Source organism: Pontibacillus sp. HN14 (assembly GCF_021129245.1).
Lineage (GTDB): Bacteria > Bacillota > Bacilli > Bacillales > BH030062 > Pontibacillus.
In genome coordinates this window covers 331,761-350,823 of sequence record NZ_JAJOLR010000003.1, presented here as the reverse complement: position 1 = coordinate 350,823, position 19,063 = coordinate 331,761, and the positions used below count along the sequence as shown (strand labels likewise).

Genomic DNA, 19,063 nt, shown 5'->3' with positions numbered 1-19,063 from the left:
TGTGTAGACATTAAGGAGGGGAAAACGATGCAAGATCAGAAATTAAACGTAGGATTATGTGGACTAGGAACTGTAGGGACTGGGGTTGTGGAGATTCTTACAAATCACCAGGAGGATATTGTGCACCAGGTGGGGTGTTCAATTGATGTGAAGCGCATCCTCGTAAGCAATCTCGATAAACCTCGCGGAGCATCGGTGGATCCTTCTTTATTAACGGATCAGGTAGATGAGCTTGTAAATGACCCGGAAATCGACATTATTGTCGAAGTGATGGGGGGAATTGAGGACACGTATCACGTCCTTGAACGAGCGGTTCAAAATGGCAAACATGTTGTTACTGCCAATAAAGATATGATGGCTGTGCACGGTGGAAAGTTAATGGAACTTGCCAGAGAGAAGCACTGTGATATTCGCTATGAAGCGAGTGTGGCAGGTGGCATTCCTATTATCGGTTCTCTTACAAATGGTCTTGCCTCTGATCGAATTAACAAAATGATGGGGATCGTGAACGGAACGACAAACTATATTTTAACGAAGATGGTTGATGAGAAACGAACATTTGATGACGTCTTAAAAGAAGCTCAAGATCTTGGGTTCGCAGAAGCTGACCCGACCTCAGACGTTGAGGGATTAGATGCGGCTCGTAAGATTAGCCTTCTCTCAACTTTGGCATTTAAAATGCAAACAGAGCTTGAAGATGTAGAAGTTAGCGGCATCCGTGGCATTTCTTCTGAAGACCTTGCTTACGCCGAACAGCTTGGTTATACCATGAAGTTATTAGGCATTGCGAGCCGTGAGCATGGGAAGGTTGAAATGAGCGTGCAGCCAACGCTTGTACCAAACGCTCACCCACTTGCAAGTATTAAAGATGAATACAATGCTGTTTACGTTTACGGGGAAGCTGTTGGAGAGACAATGTTTTACGGCCCTGGAGCCGGTAAACTTCCAACAGCCACAGCAGTTGTATCAGATTTAATGGATGTGGTGAAAAATGTTCGCTTAGGTGTAACGGGTGAATCATCTGTTTATCCACAATATGATAAACAATTAAAAGCTAAGGATGAAATCTTCTCAAAATTCTTCGTACGTTTAGAAGGAGAAGACGAGGCGGGTACATTCCTTGCCATTACACAGCAGTTTGCTAATGCAGGTGTGTCCCTTGATAAGATTTTACAGATGCCTGTTGAAGGTCATGATGCAGCAGATATTATTTTAATCACACATAACGCGAGTCGCTTCCAAATGGATACGATTCTTGGTGCGTTGGAGGAAATTGAATCGGTTCGTTCGATCCACAGCGTGTATCGAGTAGAAGGAGAGGGGAAATAACCATGTCTTGGAAAGGTCTTCTATCACACTATCAATCTCTTTTACCCGTAACAGAGGATACGCCTAAGCTTACGTTGCTCGAGGGAAATACACCACTACTCCCTCTTCAGAAGCTATCAAAAGAATATGGCATTGATGCCTATGTGAAGATCGAAGGCGCAAATCCAACGGGCTCTTTTAAAGACCGTGGCATGGTCATGGCGATGGCAAAAGCTGTTGAAGAAGGGGCGGAAGCCGTCATTTGCGCCTCTACAGGGAACACATCCGCTGCTGCAGCTGCCTATGCGGCAAGAGCAGGTCTTCGCTGTATTATTGTAATTCCAGACGGGAAGATTGCACAGGGGAAACTGGCTCAAGCTGTTATGTACGGAGCTGAAGTCTATGCCATTGAAGGAAACTTCGATGAAGCGCTGAAAATTGTGAAGCATCTGGCAGAAACCGATAACTATACGCTCGTGAACTCCATTAATCCGTATCGGATGGAAGGGCAGAAGACAGCTGCTTTTGAAGTGTGCGACGTATTAGGAAAAGCTCCAGACCATCTGCTGATTCCTGTCGGGAATGCGGGGAACATCACGGCTTACTGGAAAGGGTTCAAAGAGTATCACAACGCTTATAAGACAGGTCTGCCGAATATGAGAGGCTTTGAAGCAAGCGGCTCTGCTGCGATTGTTCGAGGAGAAATCATTGAACAACCAGAAACGTTGGCAACAGCGATACGAATTGGTAATCCCGCGAGCTGGAATCAAGCGCTTGATGCATCCGGAACTTCAGGCGGTGCCATTGGAGAAGTGACGGATGAAGAGATTGTAGAAGCCTACCAGTGGCTCGCAGAGAATGAAGGCGTGTTTGCAGAACCCGCTTCTTGTGCTTCAATAGCTGGGCTATTTAAGTCCTTAAAACAAGGAGACGTACAAAAAGGTTCGCAAGTTGTATGTGTCCTAACAGGAAACGGCTTAAAGGATCCAACCACAGCGATTGAAAAAAGCGCTATTCAACCAACGGTTCTACCAAATGACCTTGAAACGGTAACAAATGCGATCCAAAATGGGGTCTTATCATGATTCACGTTCGTGTTCCGGCTAGCTGCGCCAACCTCGGGCCAGGATTTGATTCGATTGGTGTAGCGTTGAATCTGTTTCTTGAAATCCAGGCAACACGAGCTCAGTCCTGGAGCTTTAAAGCTTGTTCTGTGTTTGTGAAGGGGATGCCTGAGGATGAAGAGAATGTCATCTATAAAGCTGCTCAGCTTACCGCTCACAAGTACGGCTATCATCACCTTCCACCTCACCATGTGGAGGTAACGAGTGAAATCCCAGTCGCCCGTGGACTTGGGAGCAGTGCTTCAGCGATGGTGGCAGGAATTGAATTAGCGGATCAGATTCTTGACTTAACCCTTACAGATGAAGAAAAAATATCCATCGCCTCAGAAATGGAGGGCCACCCTGACAATGTCGCTCCTTCTGTTGTCGGCAGTGGTGTTATAGCCTATCAGGAGGGGAAGGAAGTGAGTTGGACGACGGTCACTTTTGAGAAGGTTTGTTTCCTAGCCGCCGTTCCTTCATTTGATTTAAAAACAAGTGAAGCCAGAAACGTCCTGCCTCCGAATCTTCCTTACAAAGAAGCAGTCGAAGGAAGCGCAATTGCGAATGTGCTCGTGGCTGCATTAGTAAAAGGGGATTGGGCCCTGGCTGGGAAGATGATGGAGAAAGATCGGTTTCATCAGCCATATCGTGGTGAACTGATGCCGCATTACGAAGAACTTCGTAGCTTTTTAAGCCTTGAGGGTGTATATGGCACCTTTATGAGCGGCGCAGGTCCAACAATTATGAGCCTTATGCCGACGGATCAGGGAAGTCGGATTACTGAAAACGCTAAAAAAAATTATCCTGATTTCGATTGGAAGCGTCTATCAGTTGATTATAGCGGGTCTGTCGTTACGATTCCTACTGCACAATCGAAATCATAATCGTGTGTTCCGCTACAAGCGGAGCACACTTTTTGCGTGAAAAGGTTTTGAATGGGTCAAAGGATGGGGATACTAGAAAGGAATTGTGTTTTTATGTGATTTTGTTTAAAATAGTAGCAGGTACTAATAACAAGTAATAACTATAGACACATTTTCTCCGAGGAGGACGAAAGAATGAATATGTCATTACAAGGTCGTACATATGTTGTGATGGGAGTTGCCAACAAGCGAAGCATTGCCTGGGGTATTGCTCAATCCCTACACAAAGCAGGAGCGCGTTTGATTTTCACATACGCTGCAGAGCGTTTTGAGAAATCAGTACGTGACCTGGCTGCCACGCTAGAGGGTGGAGAAGAATCTCTTTTCTATCAGTGTGACGTAACAGATGATGAAAATATCATGGAAACATTCCAACAAATCCAAAACGATGTAGGCGTGATCCACGGATTAGCTCACTGCATCGCTTTTGCAAACAAAGAAGAGCTAAAAGGCGACTTCTTAAATACAAGTCGTGACGGTTTCTTAACTGCTCACAATATCAGTTCTTATTCCTTAACAGCCGTATCTCGCGCTGTACAACCTCTAATGTCAGAGGGAGGCGGAATTGTAACCCTAACTTACCTTGGCGGTGAGCGCGTTGTACCAAACTACAATGTGATGGGTGTTGCCAAAGCAAGCCTTGACGCAAGTGTGAAATACCTGGCTGAAAGCCTTGGTAAACACGGTATCCGCGTAAACGCGATTTCAGCTGGACCGATCCGCACATTGTCTGCTAAAGGTGTGGGTGACTTTAACTCGATTCTAAAAGATATCGAAGAACGTGCACCACTACGTCGTCCAACGACTCAAGAAGAAGTTGGCGACACAGCGTACTTCCTACTAAGCGACTTCTCCCGCGGTGTAACAGGTGAGATGATCCACGTAGACTCTGGTTTCCACATTATTGGACGATAAGTCTTTATTCATGTAAGAAAAGCTCAAGGCCCTAGCCTTGGGCATTTTTGTTTTGTTTAAAAGGGGAGGGGAATGACGAAAGAGGTGGTTGGTATGTTGAGAGAGCTGGGCGTAGTGAAGAAAGCTGGGGCGGAGTGAAGAAAGCCGGCTGGGAATGACGAAAGAGCCCGACGGAGTGAAGAAAGAGGTGGGCGGAGTGACGAAAGCCGGTGTGGAGTGAAGAAAGAACGGGCGCAGTGAAGAAAGTCAGCTGGGAATGACGAAAGAGCCGGGCGGAGTGACGAAAGAACGGGCGGAGTGAAGAAAGCCGGCTGGGAATGACGAAAGAGCCAGGCGGAGTGAAGAAAGAGGTGGGCGGAGTGACGAAAGCCGATGCGAATTGAAGAAAGAACGGGCGGAGTGACGAAAGCCGATGCGCATTGAAGAAAGAACGGGCGGAGTGACGAAAGCCAGAGCGGAGTGAAGAAAGAACGGGCACAGTGAAGAAAGCCAGAGCGCAGTGAAGAAAGCCGATGCGCAGTGAAGAAAGAACGGGCGCAATGACGAAAGCCAGCGCGCACTGACGAAAAGGTCTACCGGTATGACGAAAGGTCCGCCCGCACTGTCGAAAGCCAGTACGGAATGTTCAAAGCGAAGATGGAATGTTGTTTAATAGGGGTGTCTTATCCCGAATTACAATCCATAAAAAGAGTGCTCCAAAAATGAGTCTGAAAAACTAGGCACATCTCCCACGCTTTTTGCATAGGCTATAGTGTAAACTGATGATCATATAGGGGGAGTGTGTATATATGGCGAAGAAGAAAAAGGATCGTGTAAAGCAGCCGATGTTGTATATTACACAGCCTGAGTTTGACCAGGCTGCGCCGAATATGCAGTCTGTGTACCGCACGGAACGGAAGCCGCTCACGAAGAAAAAGGAAGATAAACCTGAGGTGGAAACAGAGCCAAAGGCAGCTTCTGAAACAGTGGAGGCTTCAAGTACACAGGAAAATGTGACGGAAGATAAGGTGAAACGTGGCCAACAGAGGCGTCGGCGTTATTCGTTAGGACTTAATGAGCCAGACCGTTCGAGACCAGCTGGATATGACCCTTTCTTAGGTCGCCGTGACCCTTTTGAAGTAGCGGGGGATCACCAGGTGTCGGATGAAACAGAAGAGGAAATTGATCTTCAGGAACCTAAGAAAGATGAAGAGCCACCAGCTCAGCTAGAAGAGCCTGGAGAAGAAGAGCAACCAAGATCGTTACAGGAAACCGAAGAGCGTGAGCCTGAATTGTCGACTGCTGAGAATGAAGAGATTGAGGAGCGGGCAGAAAAACGTCGTGTTTCTTTTACAAACCGAAATCGGCGTAGTCGATTTAAAGACATGAGCTTAGAGGATAAAGTAGACTATTTTGTGAACTTGCCTTCTCAGGTTCCGAGAATGAAATGTGAAGTTATTACAGAAGAGGAGCGATACAAAGGATGGATTGAGGAATATGAAGATGGAATTGTCTACATGAAGATTCTTCAACGCCCATTTAAGGTAGAAGTGTCGTTTGATCAGATTCAGGATATTGTGTTGAGAGGGTTTTAGAGCTGCTGTTCCTGCAGCTCTTTTTTTTATAGGGGATATAGATTTCCGCATTTCACCTTATGTATACAAAAAGCCAGGCTCCTTTATGGGAACCTGACTTTTCTGGTAGACATGTAGCTACAGCCCTGTCAACTTGCAGGATTCTGTATGTTGCTGATTAGAGGCTTATGCTTTTATTTACTAAGCTCTTGCGTTGATTGCTGGTAGGCAAGTGATATGGCAGAAGCAGTTAAGGTCTACTGTGATGCAGATGCCAGTTGCGCGAAGGTTACTTGTGTCCTGATCGCTTGGTGATTTGATGTGGCACTCTTCAGAAGACTGAGGAGTAACAAGTAGTTCAAGAAGTGCACATTCGCAATCTTCGTCTACCTCTTTTACGCGGAAGATGAAGCTTTCGCGAATCTTATCGATTTCGTTACGGCGAGCGCCGAAGCCTTTGAATGGTTTGCAATCTTTGCAGTAAAGGATGACAGGTACCGTATCTTTATTTGTACCACGGTCCCCCATTAATTCGTTAATTGACTCTTCACAGCTGGAATTGCAATCATCTGTTACATCGTTTTGTGCGTCAACGATTTCCTTCAGGATGTCACATACACAACCTTCAGAAGCTGACTCAACTCTGTTTCCACAACCCATGTGTCATTTCCCCTTTCTGGACGTTTTGACTTATTGTCTTTAATAGAATATGTCGGGAGCCTCCATGTGTGTGGGCAGAAGCCCGTATTTTTCTGAAAGGCTTGATGAAAAAATCCAGGGCGCTTTTCTTAGGAAAGAGGGCAAGAGCCCAAACACACCCCATTCTTCTTACATAGGATACTAGCGAGTAAAGATTTATGAAGGAGTGGACCTACTGTGTCAGAGAAACGAAAAAAAGTCATCCATGTAGATGAAGTGATCATTAAAGCAGAAAACGTGGTCATCGAGCCACAACGTCCTCATCGTCGCGATCGCCATGAAGGAGGAAACTTTGACCCGTTCTTCGGCCCTCGCCGTGCGCAAGTGGAAGATGTAACGGAAGAAGAGCATGTAGAAGTTGAGGAGGAAGTAGAAGAGGTTCATGAGGAAGAAGAAGGCGAAGATCGTCGCCCTCCATTCTCCTGGATCTAATGAAGGAAACCTCCATTGTCTTTAGAAAGACAATGGAGGTTTTATTTTGGATTCAATTGGACAAGTCCATCATCATATACTCCATTAAAGGATGTGATACGAGTGGGACTAACCTGGATCGAACTTATAATTCTAGTCTTAGCTAGCTTTCGGATTACGAGACTACTTGTCTATGACACGATTACAGAATGGTTGAGGAGACCCTTTCACAAAGAAATCGAACAGGTGAATGGAGAGGGTGAAACAGAAATTTTCATCGAAGCAAAAGGGAGAGGGTTGCAGAAATTTATTGGAGAATTATTGAGTTGCCATTGGTGTACAGGAGTATGGGTGTCAGCGCTCGTTTATGGAACGTTTCTGTACCTGCCAGTTCTTATTCCGTTATGGATTGTATTTGCGATTAGCGGAGGCGCTGCTATTTTATTTAAATTTTTTGATTAGGCAGAGGTACCTACCCATACGGATAGGCCTCTTCTTTCATACGATAAGACGAGGGCATAGTTTATGTGGAAAGGGTGGTGGAGAAGTTGAAAATTAAAAAAACAGCTTCACAGAATGCCTCAATTAGACCAAAACCAGCATCGCCAAAGAAAAAGAAAGGCTGCGGTTGCGGAAAGAAGAAGTCTAAATAAATGCCTCGAATTCGAATCTTTGAACCAACTTGGATGAAACCGTTCCACGATCTTCATAAACATATGGATTTAAAGGAGTCGTGGTTTCAATTTCCTGAGAAGAAGAAAGCGAAATTTGATCAGGAGTTTCAGTCTTTCCATAAGTCTCATGATGAATGGCATAAGTCATTCCAGGAAGGCATCGGCCAGATCGAAAAAGCCATGAAGGACTTAGAGAAAAAGATGGAAGGTTAGGTTCCTGCATAGGAGCCTTTTTTTATGTGGAAGGTCCGTTACCGGAAGAGTGTTAGGGCAGGCTTGGGGACTACTCGCTTTCCTGCGGGGAGCTGGGAAGCCTCCTCGTTCGCTATCGCTCTCTGTGGGGTCTCCCCTAGGCTCCTTACCCCGCGGGAGTCTCGCAGTCCCCAAGCCTGCCCTGGCATTAAGTGGTGAACGGACCGTGCACAACCGCTTCCGAGAACCTAACAATCATAAATCTCGCGTTTCCGTTTCTCCTAATATGGCTCACCTTATTCTCAAGCACAGCAAACGGAAACTCAGCCCAATTCTGCATACTCCTAGAAGAACAACAGGCATATTCATCCAGGAAAGCGGGTAATGTAAGGTAAGGATCTAAAAAGGAGTGATTGTATATGGGATACATTTTGCCAATACCGCACTACCAATATAGCGATTATCGTGAGAGAGTTGAACGCACGAAGCGTGATCCATTTCCAATTGAGCGACCATTTAAGCTAGATTTAGAACAACAGTTGGATAATCCTGAACCAAGAGAAGAAGATCGAAAAGATTATCAATATTATAGTGAACAAGTAAAAGAACAGCAGAAGACGGATTTGTATGCACCTCAATCTGTTCATGCTGGGAGAGCGCAGCATAAAATTTACTCTGAGGTGACAGGAATTGGGCGGCATTTTAACGAAAGTATTTAGAAAATGCCGAAGGAGTCGAGAGCATGAAGCTGATTCAAATCAATTCAAACTGCTATTACTTTAGCGGACCAGTCAATATTGGATATATTCATCAAGAGGAGTCGGGCATGATCGTTGATGCAGGGATCGACTCCCAGACGATGAAGAAAGTGTTAAAGAAGCTAGACGGGGAAGGGTTGCCGGTCACCCACCTCTTTATTACCCACGCTCATTCAGACCATTATGGTGGTGGGTCGTATTTGCAGCAGGACCGGACAGTGTATACGTTTGCCCCTTACTACGAAGAGGCGATTTTACGGAATCCTTCTATTGAACCTTTGTACTTATTTGGAGGGAACGATCCGTTGCCAGAGCTCCGCAATAAATTTTTAGAGGGCAATTCCATTTTTGTGGATGAAGTGTTGCAAGAAGGGGCGTATGAACGGGATGGATTTAATTTCACCACGTATTTGTTGCCTGGACACAGCTACTATCAGCTTGGCCTAAAAATTCAGGATTGCTTATACGCTGGAGATGCTTACTTTAGTGAGGAGCAGCTGCATAAGCATAAAATCCCTTTCTTAACGGATGCGCATCTTGCTATTCAATCGTTGTACAAGCTTAAAGGGATTCAAGTGAAAGGAGCGTTGCCAGGGCATGGAGAATATGAAGAGGACTTTCATGACACGGTGGATGCCAACATCGCTTATTATCATGAACTGATCCATATGCTCCGCGCTTACATTGAAGAGGAGGAACTTGTCTCCCATGAAGATGTGGTGGCGCATATGTGTACGATGTATCAGATCAAGGTCGATCAACTATCCCAATGGTTGTTATTTCGGACAGCTGTTACAGCGTACATAATCGCATTGTTGAAACAAGAACAAGTTGGATATAAGATTCATGACTACCGTTGGGTGTTTTATATAAAAGAAGGAGAAGCTTAGTATGGCACGACATACAAGGCTTCTCCTTCTTTATATTCAGCATACATTAGCTCTTTAGGGGAGTGAATGTTCTGCTGCTTGAGCTGGTGATTGAGCCACTCTTCTGTAAGGTCTGCTTCCTTAAGATTATCCCACAAAATCTCCCCATCACTTACAAGGGTGCGTGGTAAATAGACCCGTTCAGGTTTTAAGTTCAAGTCACGTCGGTTCGGTGATTGATCGAGTGACTTCTTTAGGACGGATACGGTGCCGTCTGTTTCAAGGATGGCATATTCTACCTCTTGAATCGAGAAAACATCTTTCGCTCGTAGCAAATGCTGCAGTTGATTGATATCAAGCTTACCTTTTTTTAAGAGTTCTTTTTGAATTTTTCCTTCATATATAATGATAGTAGGTCGCCCTTCGAGTAAAGCGCGTGACCCTTTGTACTTCTCTGTGATCCATTCTGTTACATAGATTAAAATCCCCCAGCAAAGAACAGCAAACAGAACTTGAAAAACGCCGACCTCTTGATCGTAAAGAGCATTTCCGACAAGTTCTCCAAGGACAAGCGCGGCTATAAAGTCAAACGCTGTAATCTGGGTGATTTGGGATTTTCCTAGTACCTTAGTTAGGACGAATAAGCATAAAAATCCAACGATGGTCTCGACTAATATGGAACTGTAAACCAATCTCCCCTCATCCTTTCTTGATTCCTTTCATAAGCATTGCCAAAAGGAGAGTGGGGTATACAAGAAAGTCTGTTAAGGGTACCATAAGGTCGAAAGATGTAGAAAATGGGGTGTTCCTATTGTTATCGAAAATTCTTTTCATCATTAGTTTGGGGGCGCTCGGTCTTTATGCGTGGACGGGCAATAGAGTGATGGATGAAGATATGTTGCTAACGATTGCGATTGGCGGGTTTGTTGTCTCTTTCTTCATTGGATTGCTTGTGAAAGTGGGGAAGTTCCTGCTTACCATAACGGCACTCTTAGTCATTGGCGTCGTAGCTTATCAAATGGTGGGGCCTATGTTATGAGGATCAAGGCATAATAAAAGCTCGGGAGCTAGTGCTTCCGAGCTTTTTGTGTACATGTTATAGTTCTTTAATCATTGTGACGTGGGGAATCCCGGCATCCATAAATTCTTCCGAAACGACTTTGTATCCAAGAGATTCATAGAATCCGAGGGCTTGGATTTGGGCGTTCAGCTTACTCTTTTTGTAGCCTTTTTCTTTCGCGTACTCTTCCATGTGAAGGATCATTTGTTTGCCGTACCCTTCGCCGCGAAAGGTTTTCAATATACAGATGCGCTCGAGTTTGGCGTACTCCTCGACAAAGCGTAAGCGGCTAGCAGAAACAGGAGCCCCCTCCGCATAGCCTGCAAAGTGAGTGGCAACCTCATCAAATTCGTCCATCTCTTCTTCTATGGATACGTTCTGTTCTTCGACGAAAACCTTTTTTCGCACGGAATAAGCGTCTTCTAATTGCTGTTTAGTTGTAACGTGTTCAATATTCATGTAGCGATTACCCTTTCCCAAGGCGGAACGTTTCATAAACGGTCCATGATCCATTCTCAAGCTGGTATAAGAGTTGGAAGCGATCAATGGTCTCTTCAAATTCATGACTAATCATCCGTAAGCTCCCATATACATCTGAGTGCTCATCATCTGAAAGCTTCTGAGCGATCGTAATATGGGGGACAAAAGAGAATGTTTGACCATTTGGAATGTCACTACGATGAAGCTTTTGATGTAGTTCCATTAATCCCTCTGCCGGCTCTACTTTCATGTAAATCGTGTTCGTTACTGGGGAGAAAGTACTTAGCTTGTTGATCATAAGGGTGAATGGCTGGGTGTCTTTCGCTACAGTAGAAAGTTCTTGTACGACTTCTTCAATTCTGTCTTCGTCTGCTTCAAAGGCTTCCTTTAATGTTACATGTGGTGGAATTAAAGCGTAATGTGGGTCGTATCGTTTTCTGTAAGAGTTCGCAATGTCTTGAATCTGCTTTGATGGAAATAAAGCAATACCGTACTTCATGATTGAACCTCCTATTTTATAATTTCTTAAAGAAGATGAATGGTGTCATCTTGATTAGAATACTCGTGTAAACCATTATATCAAATTTTCTGAAATTCAGCTTTAATGAGTTAAGGATTTTCGCTTCCAAACATGGCAGGAAGTGCTCGTTTTAAATCTTTTTGCCAATATTTCCACGTATGTTCCCCGTCTAACTCGTGGTAGGTGTACTGCTGGCATTTTTCTTCTAAGATCTCCTGAAGCTTGCGGTTCGGGGTTAAGAAATCCTGAATCTTGCCGTCTGTAGTGGAAACCTCAGTCTCCTCATTTCCGATGGTGTGATAAATAACCATGGATGAGAGGGCGCTGCTGGTTTTTGCTTCCTCTAGTACTGTTTCATCTACATAAGGAGACTGCATAATCACTTTACCGAATGTATTCGGATATTTAAGTGCCGTCATAAGTGCCATCGTGCCGCCAAGGGAGTCCCCCATAAGTGCGCGACTTCCACCCATATGATATGTAGGAAGTTCTTCATCTAGCAAGGGAACGACTTCATTCGCTAGAAACTTCATATAAGCTGTGAATTTCTTACCTTCTGGGTGATACTTTTCGCGACGATCATACTTATCGTTGTAATGAATCCCAACGAAAATAGTATTCTCAATCGTTTGATCACTATGGAAGCGATCGCTGAGGGTGGCGATTCGCCCAAGCTGCATGTAATCATCTCCATCTTGCATGATGCAAATGTGGTATTTATATAATGGAGAGAACGTTTCTGGTTTAAAGATCTTTAACGTTAATGTCTCGTCTAGATAGTGGCTATCTATGGTGTGGTCGGTCATGGTTCCTTTTCTGCCCAATTTTACACCTCCTATATTCATGGAAAGAGGAAACTATCCTCTTCGGTACCCTTATAGAATGAAGGATAAACGCGCTATAAAGTTAGTGTATCACAATTGTAAGAAAAAAGTGGATAAGAGGAGGGGCGTGAGTCTTAAGGACTATTTTGTTCAGGTGAGATGACACGACTTCGAAATAAGAAAAATAAATGCTATAATGATGTAAGGAAAGTTCACTTACAACGTTAAGGTTCCGAATGAATTCTAAAATTATTGTCAAAAAATTAATCATTGTCTTTTCATTTGAATCCTGCTAAAATACACTTAGCAAAATAGAATCATTTTTAGGGGGTAAATAAAAATGACAAAGAAAAGAAGTTATTTAGCCTTCATCCTTATGTTAGCGCTTTCTATGATGCTCGCAGCTTGCGGTGGCGGAAGTGCTGACAACAATTCTGGAGACGAAGGTAGCGATGGTGGAGATGACGGTAAGAAGTTTATCTCTCTATTAACTGGTGGGACAACGGGTACATACTACCCACTAGGTGGTACGTTCGCTCAGGTTATGAATGAGAACGTTGATGGCGTAGAAGTTTCAGCTCAATCTGCTGGTGCTTCTGTAGAGAACATGAAATCCCTATCTAAAGGGGAAGCAGAACTTGCATTTGTCCAAACAGATATTGCGGCCTATGCGGCTGAAGGTAAGTTAATGTTTGAAGACAATCAAGTTGATAATGTTCAAGCGATTGGAACGCTTTATCCAGAAACGATTCAGATTGTAACAACTAAAGATTCTGGAATTGAATCTATTGAAGATCTGAAAGGGAAAACCGTTTCTATTGGAGCCCTAGGTTCTGGTACAGCAGCAAACGCTGAAAACATTCTTGATATTCATGGCATTACTCTAGACGATATCAAGAAACGTGACCTTGCATTTGGTGAGTCTACTAGTGGAATCCAGGATGGATCCATTGATGCTGCATTCATCACTTCCGGAACACCTACTGGTGCGGTAGAAAGCTTAGCAGCAACGACAGACGTTAAGATTGTACCAATTGCAGACGATAAGATTGATGAGCTAATTAAGGAATATCCTTATTATGCTAAAGACGAAATCAAAGCAGAAACATACAGCAAAGTAGATGAGCCTGTTACAACTGTAGCGGTTCAGGCGATGCTTGTTGCTTCTAAAGATCTAAGCGAAGATCTTGTTTATGACTTAACAAAAGCATTATTCGAAAATACAGACGCAATCTCTCATGCTAAAGGTGAGTTTATCACTGCAGATAGTGCTCTAGATGGTGTTGGAATCGACGTTCATCCAGGTGCTCAGAAGTACTTTGATGAAAAAGGTGTTAGCAAGTAATCAACTAAGTCACTATGGAGAAAAGATAGACCGGATTGTTCGGTCTATCTTTCTTCATGAAAAGAAGGGATCAACATGAAAAATCGACGAACCCAACTCGTAGTTGCCATTTCCCTCATCGCGGTTACGGCTCTTGCCGTTCTTATCTTTTATCCAAACCGCACGGTTATCACCTTCCAACATATAAGATCGGGAGAGGAGTTAGCTTATCTTCCGATACATCATCAGCGTCACTTTCAAATCAATTACATTCATTCGGTTCACCTCTCAGAGGTTATTGAAGAATTTGAGGTTCAAAAAGACAATTCAATTAAACCAAAAAAGCTTATTTATGAAGATACTGCTATCGGTATGCCTTCAAACGCCTACGGTGACGATACATTCGAGATGAAAGACGAGAAATATATCATCACAAAAGGGCCGAGTACGAAACCCTTGCCTTTCATTAATTTATCTGTTGGTCAAGTACGATCGAAGCACAGAATTGTGTATGATGGCGAGTCCTATTTGTTAAAGGAATATGTAGGGGCTGGGACGAGTATTAAGATTGAAGCTCGAGACGTTAGTATGTGGCAGATGTGGAAAGGAGTGAAGATGAGTGAGTGATAAAAACAACCAAGATCATACACTCTCGCAAGAAGACCAGGACGCACTTGTAAAGAAATACGATGTAGAATCAAGCGTCCGTGATTTATCAGGAATTGTAGGAAAAATCGTATTTTTCAGCTTATTAGCTTTTTCTCTCTATCAAATCTATTTTACTGTCATCTATCAAATACCAGCTCAAATGCACCGTTCCATCCACTTAGGATTTGCGTTAATGCTGATTTTCCTGTTATTCCCTGCAAGGAAGAAGAACTTAGAACGAGGAAAGCTCGGCTGGTATGATTATGTTTTAGCTTTATTAAGTGTAGGAATCGGTGCTTATTGGCCGCTGAACTATGATCAAATCGTTGCTCGCGCTGGGGAAATGACGCAGGTGGATTTCTATGTCGGAATCCTTGCGATTTTGCTTGTCCTAGAAGCGACAAGACGCGCTGTTGGAATACCGATTACGGTTATCGCAGGCTTGTTCCTTGCTTACGCGTATTGGGGACGTCAGATGCCTGATTTCCTTATTCACCGCGGTTTGGACGTGGATACAATTGTTCAAACGATGTTCTTTACAACAGAAGGTATTTTTGGAACGCCGCTTGCGGTATCATCCACTTTCATCTTCTTATTCCTATTATTCGGTTCCTTCCTTGTGAAGACAGGCGTAGGTCAATACTTCAATGACCTTGCAGTCGCTTTAGCAGGTAAGCGTACAGGAGGTCCTGCGAAGGTAGCGATCTTCTCGAGTGCCCTTCAAGGTACGATTAGCGGAAGTTCTGTAGCGAACGTTGTAACATCCGGTTCATTCACGATTCCAATGATGAAGCGTCTCGGGTACCGCAAAGAGTTCTCAGGCGCCGTTGAAGCAGCTGCTTCTACAGGTGGACAGCTTATGCCTCCAATCATGGGTGCAGCTGCCTTCCTAATGATTGAGTTTATCGGAATTGATTACTGGTCGATTGCAAAAGCAGCAGCGATTCCAGCGATTCTTTATTTCACAGGAATTTGGATTATGACCCATTTCGAAGCCAAACGAATTGGCCTTCGTGGTCTGGATGATGATGAAATTCCAGATAAAAAAGAAGTTCTGAAGAAACTATATCTTCTACTTCCAATTGTAGCGATTGTATTCTTCTTAGCTTCTGGCTTAAGCATTATCCTATCAGCTCTTTATGGCATCTTCACAACGATTCTGGTCGGACTTTTACGGGAAGAGAAATTCCGTAAAATCTACCCGGTCGCGTTTGGTGTTGGAGGAGTAGCCTATATCATTTATAAAGCCGTTGTAAATGGTGGTCTTGCAGACGGCTGGTTCGTTGGTGGCCTGATTGCAGGAACGCTTACGACCATTGTCGTGAGTTACTTCTTCGATGGAAACTTTGCTGACACAATTGATGCCCTGGTTCAGGGTGCGCGTACAGCCCTTGGCGTTGTTGCGGCTACAGCAGCTGCAGGTATGATTGTAGGGGTTGTAACGAAGACAGGTCTTGGCCTTAAATTAGCAAACAGCTTAGTAGCGCTTGCAAATGAACAGATTCTATTAACCTTATTCTTCACAATGGTAGCAGCGATCATTCTTGGTATGGGTTCACCGACAACGGCGAACTACGTAATTACCTCTACAATCGCAGCACCTGCCATTATAGCACTAGGGGTAATGGAACTTCCGGCTCACTTGTTTGTGTTCTACTTTGGTATTATCGCAGACATAACACCTCCTGTTGCCCTTGCAGCATTCGCGGCATCCGGGGTTTCTGGAGGAGAACCGATACGGACTGGACTCAATGCAGCCAAACTTGCCATTGCAGCCTTTATCATTCCGTATATGTTCGTCTTACAGCCTGAGTTATTAATGATCGATGCGACATTCTGGGGTCTGATCTGGATCCTGTTTACCGCGCTAGCAGGTATGATCGCAATCGGTGCAGGTATGATTGGATACTGGTACCGTAAAGTATACTGGGTTGAGAGAGTTCTTGCTGTCGCAGGCGGTTTGTCTCTTATTTATCCAGGCGTCTATTCAGATACGATCGGACTTGTTTTGTTCGGCGGAATCTTAGCTGCTCAATTCTTGTTTAAACGAGAGTTAGTAGGCCAGCCGGTGACACAAAAAAGTCGTGCGTAATAGAATAATAGATGTATAAAGGGAGAGATCAGAATACTGATCTCTCCCTTTTTTAGTGTTTTGGTATGAGTGAAAAGTGATGCGAGCAAGCGGGTGGCAGGGCGAAAGTGTCGGGACCAGCGTGGAAAGCATCAGGACGCCCGCCTCGAGCGTCAGAACCAGTCGGGAAAGTGTCAGAACGCTTGCTCCTAGCGTCGGGACCAGCTGGGAAAGCGTCAGAACACTCGACCTGACCGTCAGAACCAGTCGGAAAAGCGTCAGAACGCCCCACCAGAGCGTCGGGACCAGCTGGGAAAGCGTCAGAACACTCGACCTGAGCGTCAGAACCAGTCGGAAAAGCGTCAGAACGCCCCACCAGAGCATCAGAACCAGCCAGGAAAGCGTCAGAACACTGGTCCTAAGCGTCAGAACCAGTCGGAAAAGCGGCAGAACGCCAGCGCAGAGCATCAGAACCAGCCAGGAAAGCGTCAGAACGCCCGCCCCGAGCGTCAGAACCAGCAAGACAAGCGTCAGAACGCCTCACCCCCAAAACCCTACATACTCTTCGTCTGGTCTTGCTGACTCTTCTTGTTCTGCGGGAGTGTTTCTTTCCGGATCATCTTCAGAAACGCATACACGAAGATAAAGATAATCACGGTAAACGGAAGAGCGGATATCAAGGAAGCCGTCTGCAAAGCGTTTAATCCTCCGGCAACTAGCAGTACGGCTGAGATTGCGGCCATCAGAAGTCCCCATACAATCTTAACGAGAAGGGGCGGTTTCAAGCTTCCGTTTGTCGTCATGCTGCCTAGAATATAGGTAGCTGAGTCTGCAGATGTAACTAAAAATGTAAAGATTAACAAAATCGATAGAATCGACAAGATGTTTGTGAACGGCAGATGTTGGTATGTTTCAAATAGCGCAACCGTTACATCTTGATCGACAGCTTCTGCAATTTTTGTCCCCTCCATTAAGTCTAGGTGTAAAGCGGTTCCGCCGAATGCGGCAATCCACAGGCAAGCAATAAGCGGTGGGACAACCATAACGCCAAAGATAAACTCACGTATCGTACGTCCTCGTGATACTCGGGCGACAAACGCCCCTACAAATGGAGACCAAGCAATAACCCAGGCCCAGTAAAAGATCGTCCAGTCCCTTACCCACGTTCCTCCTTGGTACGGGGTCAGGCGAAAACTGTACTTAACGAAATTGTTAATGTAATCCCCGATACCGAGTGTAAATGTATTTAATATGAAAACGGTAGGACCAGCGATAAAGACAAATAGTAAGAGCCCTAAGCATAATCCTAGGTTCAGATTACTAAGCCACTTAATTCCTTTATTTAAGCCGGTACTCGAAGAGGTTAAGTAAATGATAACCAATACTCCGGTGATGGCTAGTTGAACGGTGGTGCTGTTTGGGATGTTGAAAACGGATTTAAGACCACCGTTCATTTGCAAAATTCCGAGCCCAAGAGAAGTAGCGATTCCCATAACCGTTGCAATGACTGCGAGAGAATCGATGGTTGTTTTAGTCCCTTTACGACTTCCGAGTACAGGTTCCACGGCTGTTGAGATTAAGCCGTCATTATCTTTTCTAAATTGCAAAAAGGCAATCAGTAACCCAATTATGGTAAAGACCGACCATTGACTGATGCCCCAGTGGAAGAAAGAGTACCCCATGGCAATACGGGCGGTTTCTTCTGTTTGGGCATTTAAATCTTCAAATGGTGGGGTGAAGAAGTGGCTCATGGGTTCGGCTACACCCCAAAAGACTAAGCCGGCCCCGAATCCTGCTGAGAAAAGCATCCCAATCCACGTGAAAAAGGGGTATTCGGGTCTTGAATCTTGGGGTCCGAGTCGGATCTTTCCGTATTTACTGATCGCTAAGCCAACCAGGAAGAGAACAAACAGAAAGACAGACAAGAGATAAAACCATCCGAATTTGGTCGTGGTAAACAGAAACAAGCTCTCTGCCACGCTGCCAAATTTGTCTGGAATGATCGCCCCAATGATGACAAGGATGGAAATTGTGAGGGCTGAAATAATAAATATAGGGTTTTTTAAAGGTTGTTTTTCTTTCATACACATCGTCTCCTTTTCATTAAAAGTGGTATGTACTCTCGATTAGGGCTCCTATAACTAATCCCATAAAATGCAAAATCTAAACATAAAAGTGAGAAGGCGACCAGGTTCAAAGCCAAAATAAAAAGGATCAAACCACATGGATTGATCCTTTTCTTGCTTCTTAAAGTAAACGATGAAGCGACTCAACATGACTTCTATCTTCATCAATAATTTGGTCAATGAGTTGCTTCGTTTGAGGATCTACATCGCCTTTTACAATCTCCTCTGAAAGCTCGACTGCATAATAACTTTCGGCGCGCGCTGCACTATCAATAATCTTATCCGTTTCGTCTGGCATCATGAACTTTCCGATGAATCCCTGAACAGAACCAATCAGCCCTTCATCATCTACCGGGGTTCCGTTTAGGTCCTGAATCCTTTCAGCGACTTGCTGAGCATGCTGTTTATGTTCTTGTTGAATGCGCTGGAACTCCTTTTTGATATGAGGTTCGTCGAGTTTCTGGATGTAATGTTCATAAGCGTGTACACCCATGTACTGGCCTTTTAAGAAGGTGTTTAAAGTTTTCACGATATCTTGTTGTGACATCTGGATCACTCCTTTGCCCATTAGTCTTCTCTAGCTGACTAAAGGTATGTGTGCG

Annotated in this window: 22 protein-coding genes; 14 read left to right on the top strand and 8 right to left on the bottom strand. The window is 44.4% G+C overall.

The window, feature by feature from the left end:
• Nucleotides 1-27 precede the first annotated feature (27 nt).
• The 5 genes from LQ226_RS12980 (at nt 28) to LQ226_RS12960 (ending at nt 5,826) form a co-directional block, all read left to right on the top strand.
• Nucleotides 28-1,329 carry a homoserine dehydrogenase gene (locus tag LQ226_RS12980; protein WP_231418387.1) on the top strand — a complete coding sequence of 434 codons (1,302 nt, stop codon included), beginning with the start codon at nt 28-30 and terminating at the stop codon, nt 1,327-1,329.
• Between the two features lie 2 nt (nt 1,330-1,331).
• The gene (gene thrC / locus LQ226_RS12975; protein ID WP_231418386.1) at nt 1,332-2,393 is read left to right on the top strand and encodes a threonine synthase; all 1,062 of its coding nucleotides are present in this window, start codon (nt 1,332-1,334) and stop codon (nt 2,391-2,393) included.
• Nucleotides 2,390-3,298 carry a homoserine kinase gene (gene thrB, locus LQ226_RS12970; RefSeq protein ID WP_231418385.1) on the top strand — a complete coding sequence of 303 codons (909 nt, stop codon included), beginning with the start codon at nt 2,390-2,392 and terminating at the stop codon, nt 3,296-3,298. The genes thrC and thrB overlap by 4 nt, the downstream gene beginning before the upstream one ends.
• 174 nt (nt 3,299-3,472) lie before the next feature.
• Nucleotides 3,473-4,252: an enoyl-ACP reductase FabI gene (fabI, locus tag LQ226_RS12965; protein ID WP_231418384.1), complete on the top strand. Its 780-nt coding sequence runs from the start codon at nt 3,473-3,475 to the stop codon at nt 4,250-4,252.
• Between the two features lie 788 nt (nt 4,253-5,040).
• Nucleotides 5,041-5,826, top strand: coding sequence for a CotO family spore coat protein (locus tag LQ226_RS12960; protein WP_231418383.1), 786 nt, complete (start codon nt 5,041-5,043; stop codon nt 5,824-5,826).
• A gap of 180 nt (nt 5,827-6,006) precedes the next feature.
• Here LQ226_RS12960 and LQ226_RS12955 read toward each other — a convergent pair whose 3' ends face one another.
• Nucleotides 6,007-6,465: a CotY/CotZ family spore coat protein gene (locus LQ226_RS12955; protein ID WP_231418382.1), complete on the bottom strand. Its 459-nt coding sequence runs from the start codon at nt 6,463-6,465 to the stop codon at nt 6,007-6,009.
• A gap of 216 nt (nt 6,466-6,681) precedes the next feature.
• Between LQ226_RS12955 and LQ226_RS12950 the strand changes: the two genes are divergently transcribed.
• The 5 genes from LQ226_RS12950 to LQ226_RS12930 all read left to right on the top strand — a co-directional run bounded on the left by LQ226_RS12950 (nt 6,682) and on the right by LQ226_RS12930 (nt 9,429).
• Nucleotides 6,682-6,936 carry a hypothetical protein gene (locus LQ226_RS12950; RefSeq protein ID WP_231418381.1) on the top strand — a complete coding sequence of 85 codons (255 nt, stop codon included), beginning with the start codon at nt 6,682-6,684 and terminating at the stop codon, nt 6,934-6,936.
• A gap of 102 nt (nt 6,937-7,038) precedes the next feature.
• Nucleotides 7,039-7,377 carry a DUF1360 domain-containing protein gene (locus tag LQ226_RS12945; RefSeq protein ID WP_231418380.1) on the top strand — a complete coding sequence of 113 codons (339 nt, stop codon included), beginning with the start codon at nt 7,039-7,041 and terminating at the stop codon, nt 7,375-7,377.
• A gap of 191 nt (nt 7,378-7,568) precedes the next feature.
• Complete coding sequence (locus LQ226_RS12940; RefSeq protein WP_231418379.1) at nt 7,569-7,802, top strand: hypothetical protein; 234 nt, start codon at nt 7,569-7,571, stop codon at nt 7,800-7,802.
• A 398-nt stretch (nt 7,803-8,200) separates the two neighbouring features.
• Entirely contained in the window at nt 8,201-8,500 is a 300-nt protein-coding gene (locus LQ226_RS12935) for a hypothetical protein (RefSeq protein ID WP_231418378.1), read from the top strand.
• A 23-nt stretch (nt 8,501-8,523) separates the two neighbouring features.
• Nucleotides 8,524-9,429 (top strand): MBL fold metallo-hydrolase, encoded by a 906-nt coding sequence (locus LQ226_RS12930; protein ID WP_231418377.1) that lies wholly within the window; start codon nt 8,524-8,526, stop codon nt 9,427-9,429.
• Here the strand turns inward: LQ226_RS12930 and LQ226_RS12925 are convergent.
• On the bottom strand, nt 9,426-10,100 hold the full coding sequence (locus LQ226_RS12925; protein ID WP_231418376.1) for a YetF domain-containing protein: 675 nt from the start codon (nt 10,098-10,100) through the stop codon (nt 9,426-9,428). The genes LQ226_RS12930 and LQ226_RS12925 overlap by 4 nt on opposite strands.
• Nucleotides 10,101-10,150: 50 nt before the next feature.
• On the opposite strand from LQ226_RS12925, the gene LQ226_RS12920 reads away from it, so the two are divergent.
• Nucleotides 10,151-10,447, top strand: coding sequence for a hypothetical protein (locus tag LQ226_RS12920; protein ID WP_231418375.1), 297 nt, complete (start codon nt 10,151-10,153; stop codon nt 10,445-10,447).
• A 57-nt stretch (nt 10,448-10,504) separates the two neighbouring features.
• Here the strand turns inward: LQ226_RS12920 and LQ226_RS12915 are convergent, their stop codons facing one another.
• The 3 genes from LQ226_RS12915 to LQ226_RS12905 form a co-directional block, all read right to left on the bottom strand.
• On the bottom strand, nt 10,505-10,927 hold the full coding sequence (locus tag LQ226_RS12915; RefSeq protein WP_231418374.1) for a GNAT family N-acetyltransferase: 423 nt from the start codon (nt 10,925-10,927) through the stop codon (nt 10,505-10,507).
• 7 nt (nt 10,928-10,934) lie between these two features.
• Complete coding sequence (locus LQ226_RS12910; protein WP_231418373.1) at nt 10,935-11,447, bottom strand: YjcG family protein; 513 nt, start codon at nt 11,445-11,447, stop codon at nt 10,935-10,937.
• Nucleotides 11,448-11,557: 110 nt separating this feature from the next.
• Nucleotides 11,558-12,292: an alpha/beta hydrolase gene (locus tag LQ226_RS12905; protein WP_231418371.1), complete on the bottom strand. Its 735-nt coding sequence runs from the start codon at nt 12,290-12,292 to the stop codon at nt 11,558-11,560.
• A 340-nt stretch (nt 12,293-12,632) separates the two neighbouring features.
• On the opposite strand from LQ226_RS12905, the gene LQ226_RS12900 reads away from it, so the two are divergent.
• From LQ226_RS12900 to LQ226_RS12890, 3 genes are all read left to right on the top strand, one after another.
• Nucleotides 12,633-13,637, top strand: a complete 1,005-nt coding sequence (locus LQ226_RS12900; RefSeq protein WP_231418369.1) for a TAXI family TRAP transporter solute-binding subunit — start codon at nt 12,633-12,635, stop codon at nt 13,635-13,637.
• A 75-nt stretch (nt 13,638-13,712) separates the two neighbouring features.
• Nucleotides 13,713-14,243 (top strand): DUF1850 domain-containing protein, encoded by a 531-nt coding sequence (locus LQ226_RS12895; RefSeq protein WP_231418367.1) that lies wholly within the window; start codon nt 13,713-13,715, stop codon nt 14,241-14,243.
• Nucleotides 14,236-16,356 (top strand): TRAP transporter permease, encoded by a 2,121-nt coding sequence (locus LQ226_RS12890; RefSeq protein WP_231418365.1) that lies wholly within the window; start codon nt 14,236-14,238, stop codon nt 16,354-16,356. Before LQ226_RS12895 ends, LQ226_RS12890 begins: the two co-directional genes overlap by 8 nt.
• A 397-nt stretch (nt 16,357-16,753) precedes the next feature.
• Here LQ226_RS12890 and LQ226_RS21005 read toward each other — a convergent pair whose 3' ends face one another.
• The 3 genes from LQ226_RS21005 to LQ226_RS12880 all read right to left on the bottom strand — a co-directional run bounded on the left by LQ226_RS21005 (nt 16,754) and on the right by LQ226_RS12880 (nt 19,008).
• A complete protein-coding gene (locus LQ226_RS21005; RefSeq protein ID WP_255688582.1) occupies nt 16,754-16,879 on the bottom strand; it encodes a hypothetical protein in 126 nt (41 codons plus the stop codon).
• Nucleotides 16,880-16,889: 10 nt separating this feature from the next.
• Nucleotides 16,890-18,419: a BCCT family transporter gene (locus LQ226_RS12885; protein WP_231418364.1), complete on the bottom strand. Its 1,530-nt coding sequence runs from the start codon at nt 18,417-18,419 to the stop codon at nt 16,890-16,892.
• Between the two features lie 163 nt (nt 18,420-18,582).
• Nucleotides 18,583-19,008 (bottom strand): ferritin-like domain-containing protein, encoded by a 426-nt coding sequence (locus LQ226_RS12880; protein WP_231418362.1) that lies wholly within the window; start codon nt 19,006-19,008, stop codon nt 18,583-18,585.
• Nucleotides 19,009-19,063 lie beyond the last annotated feature (55 nt).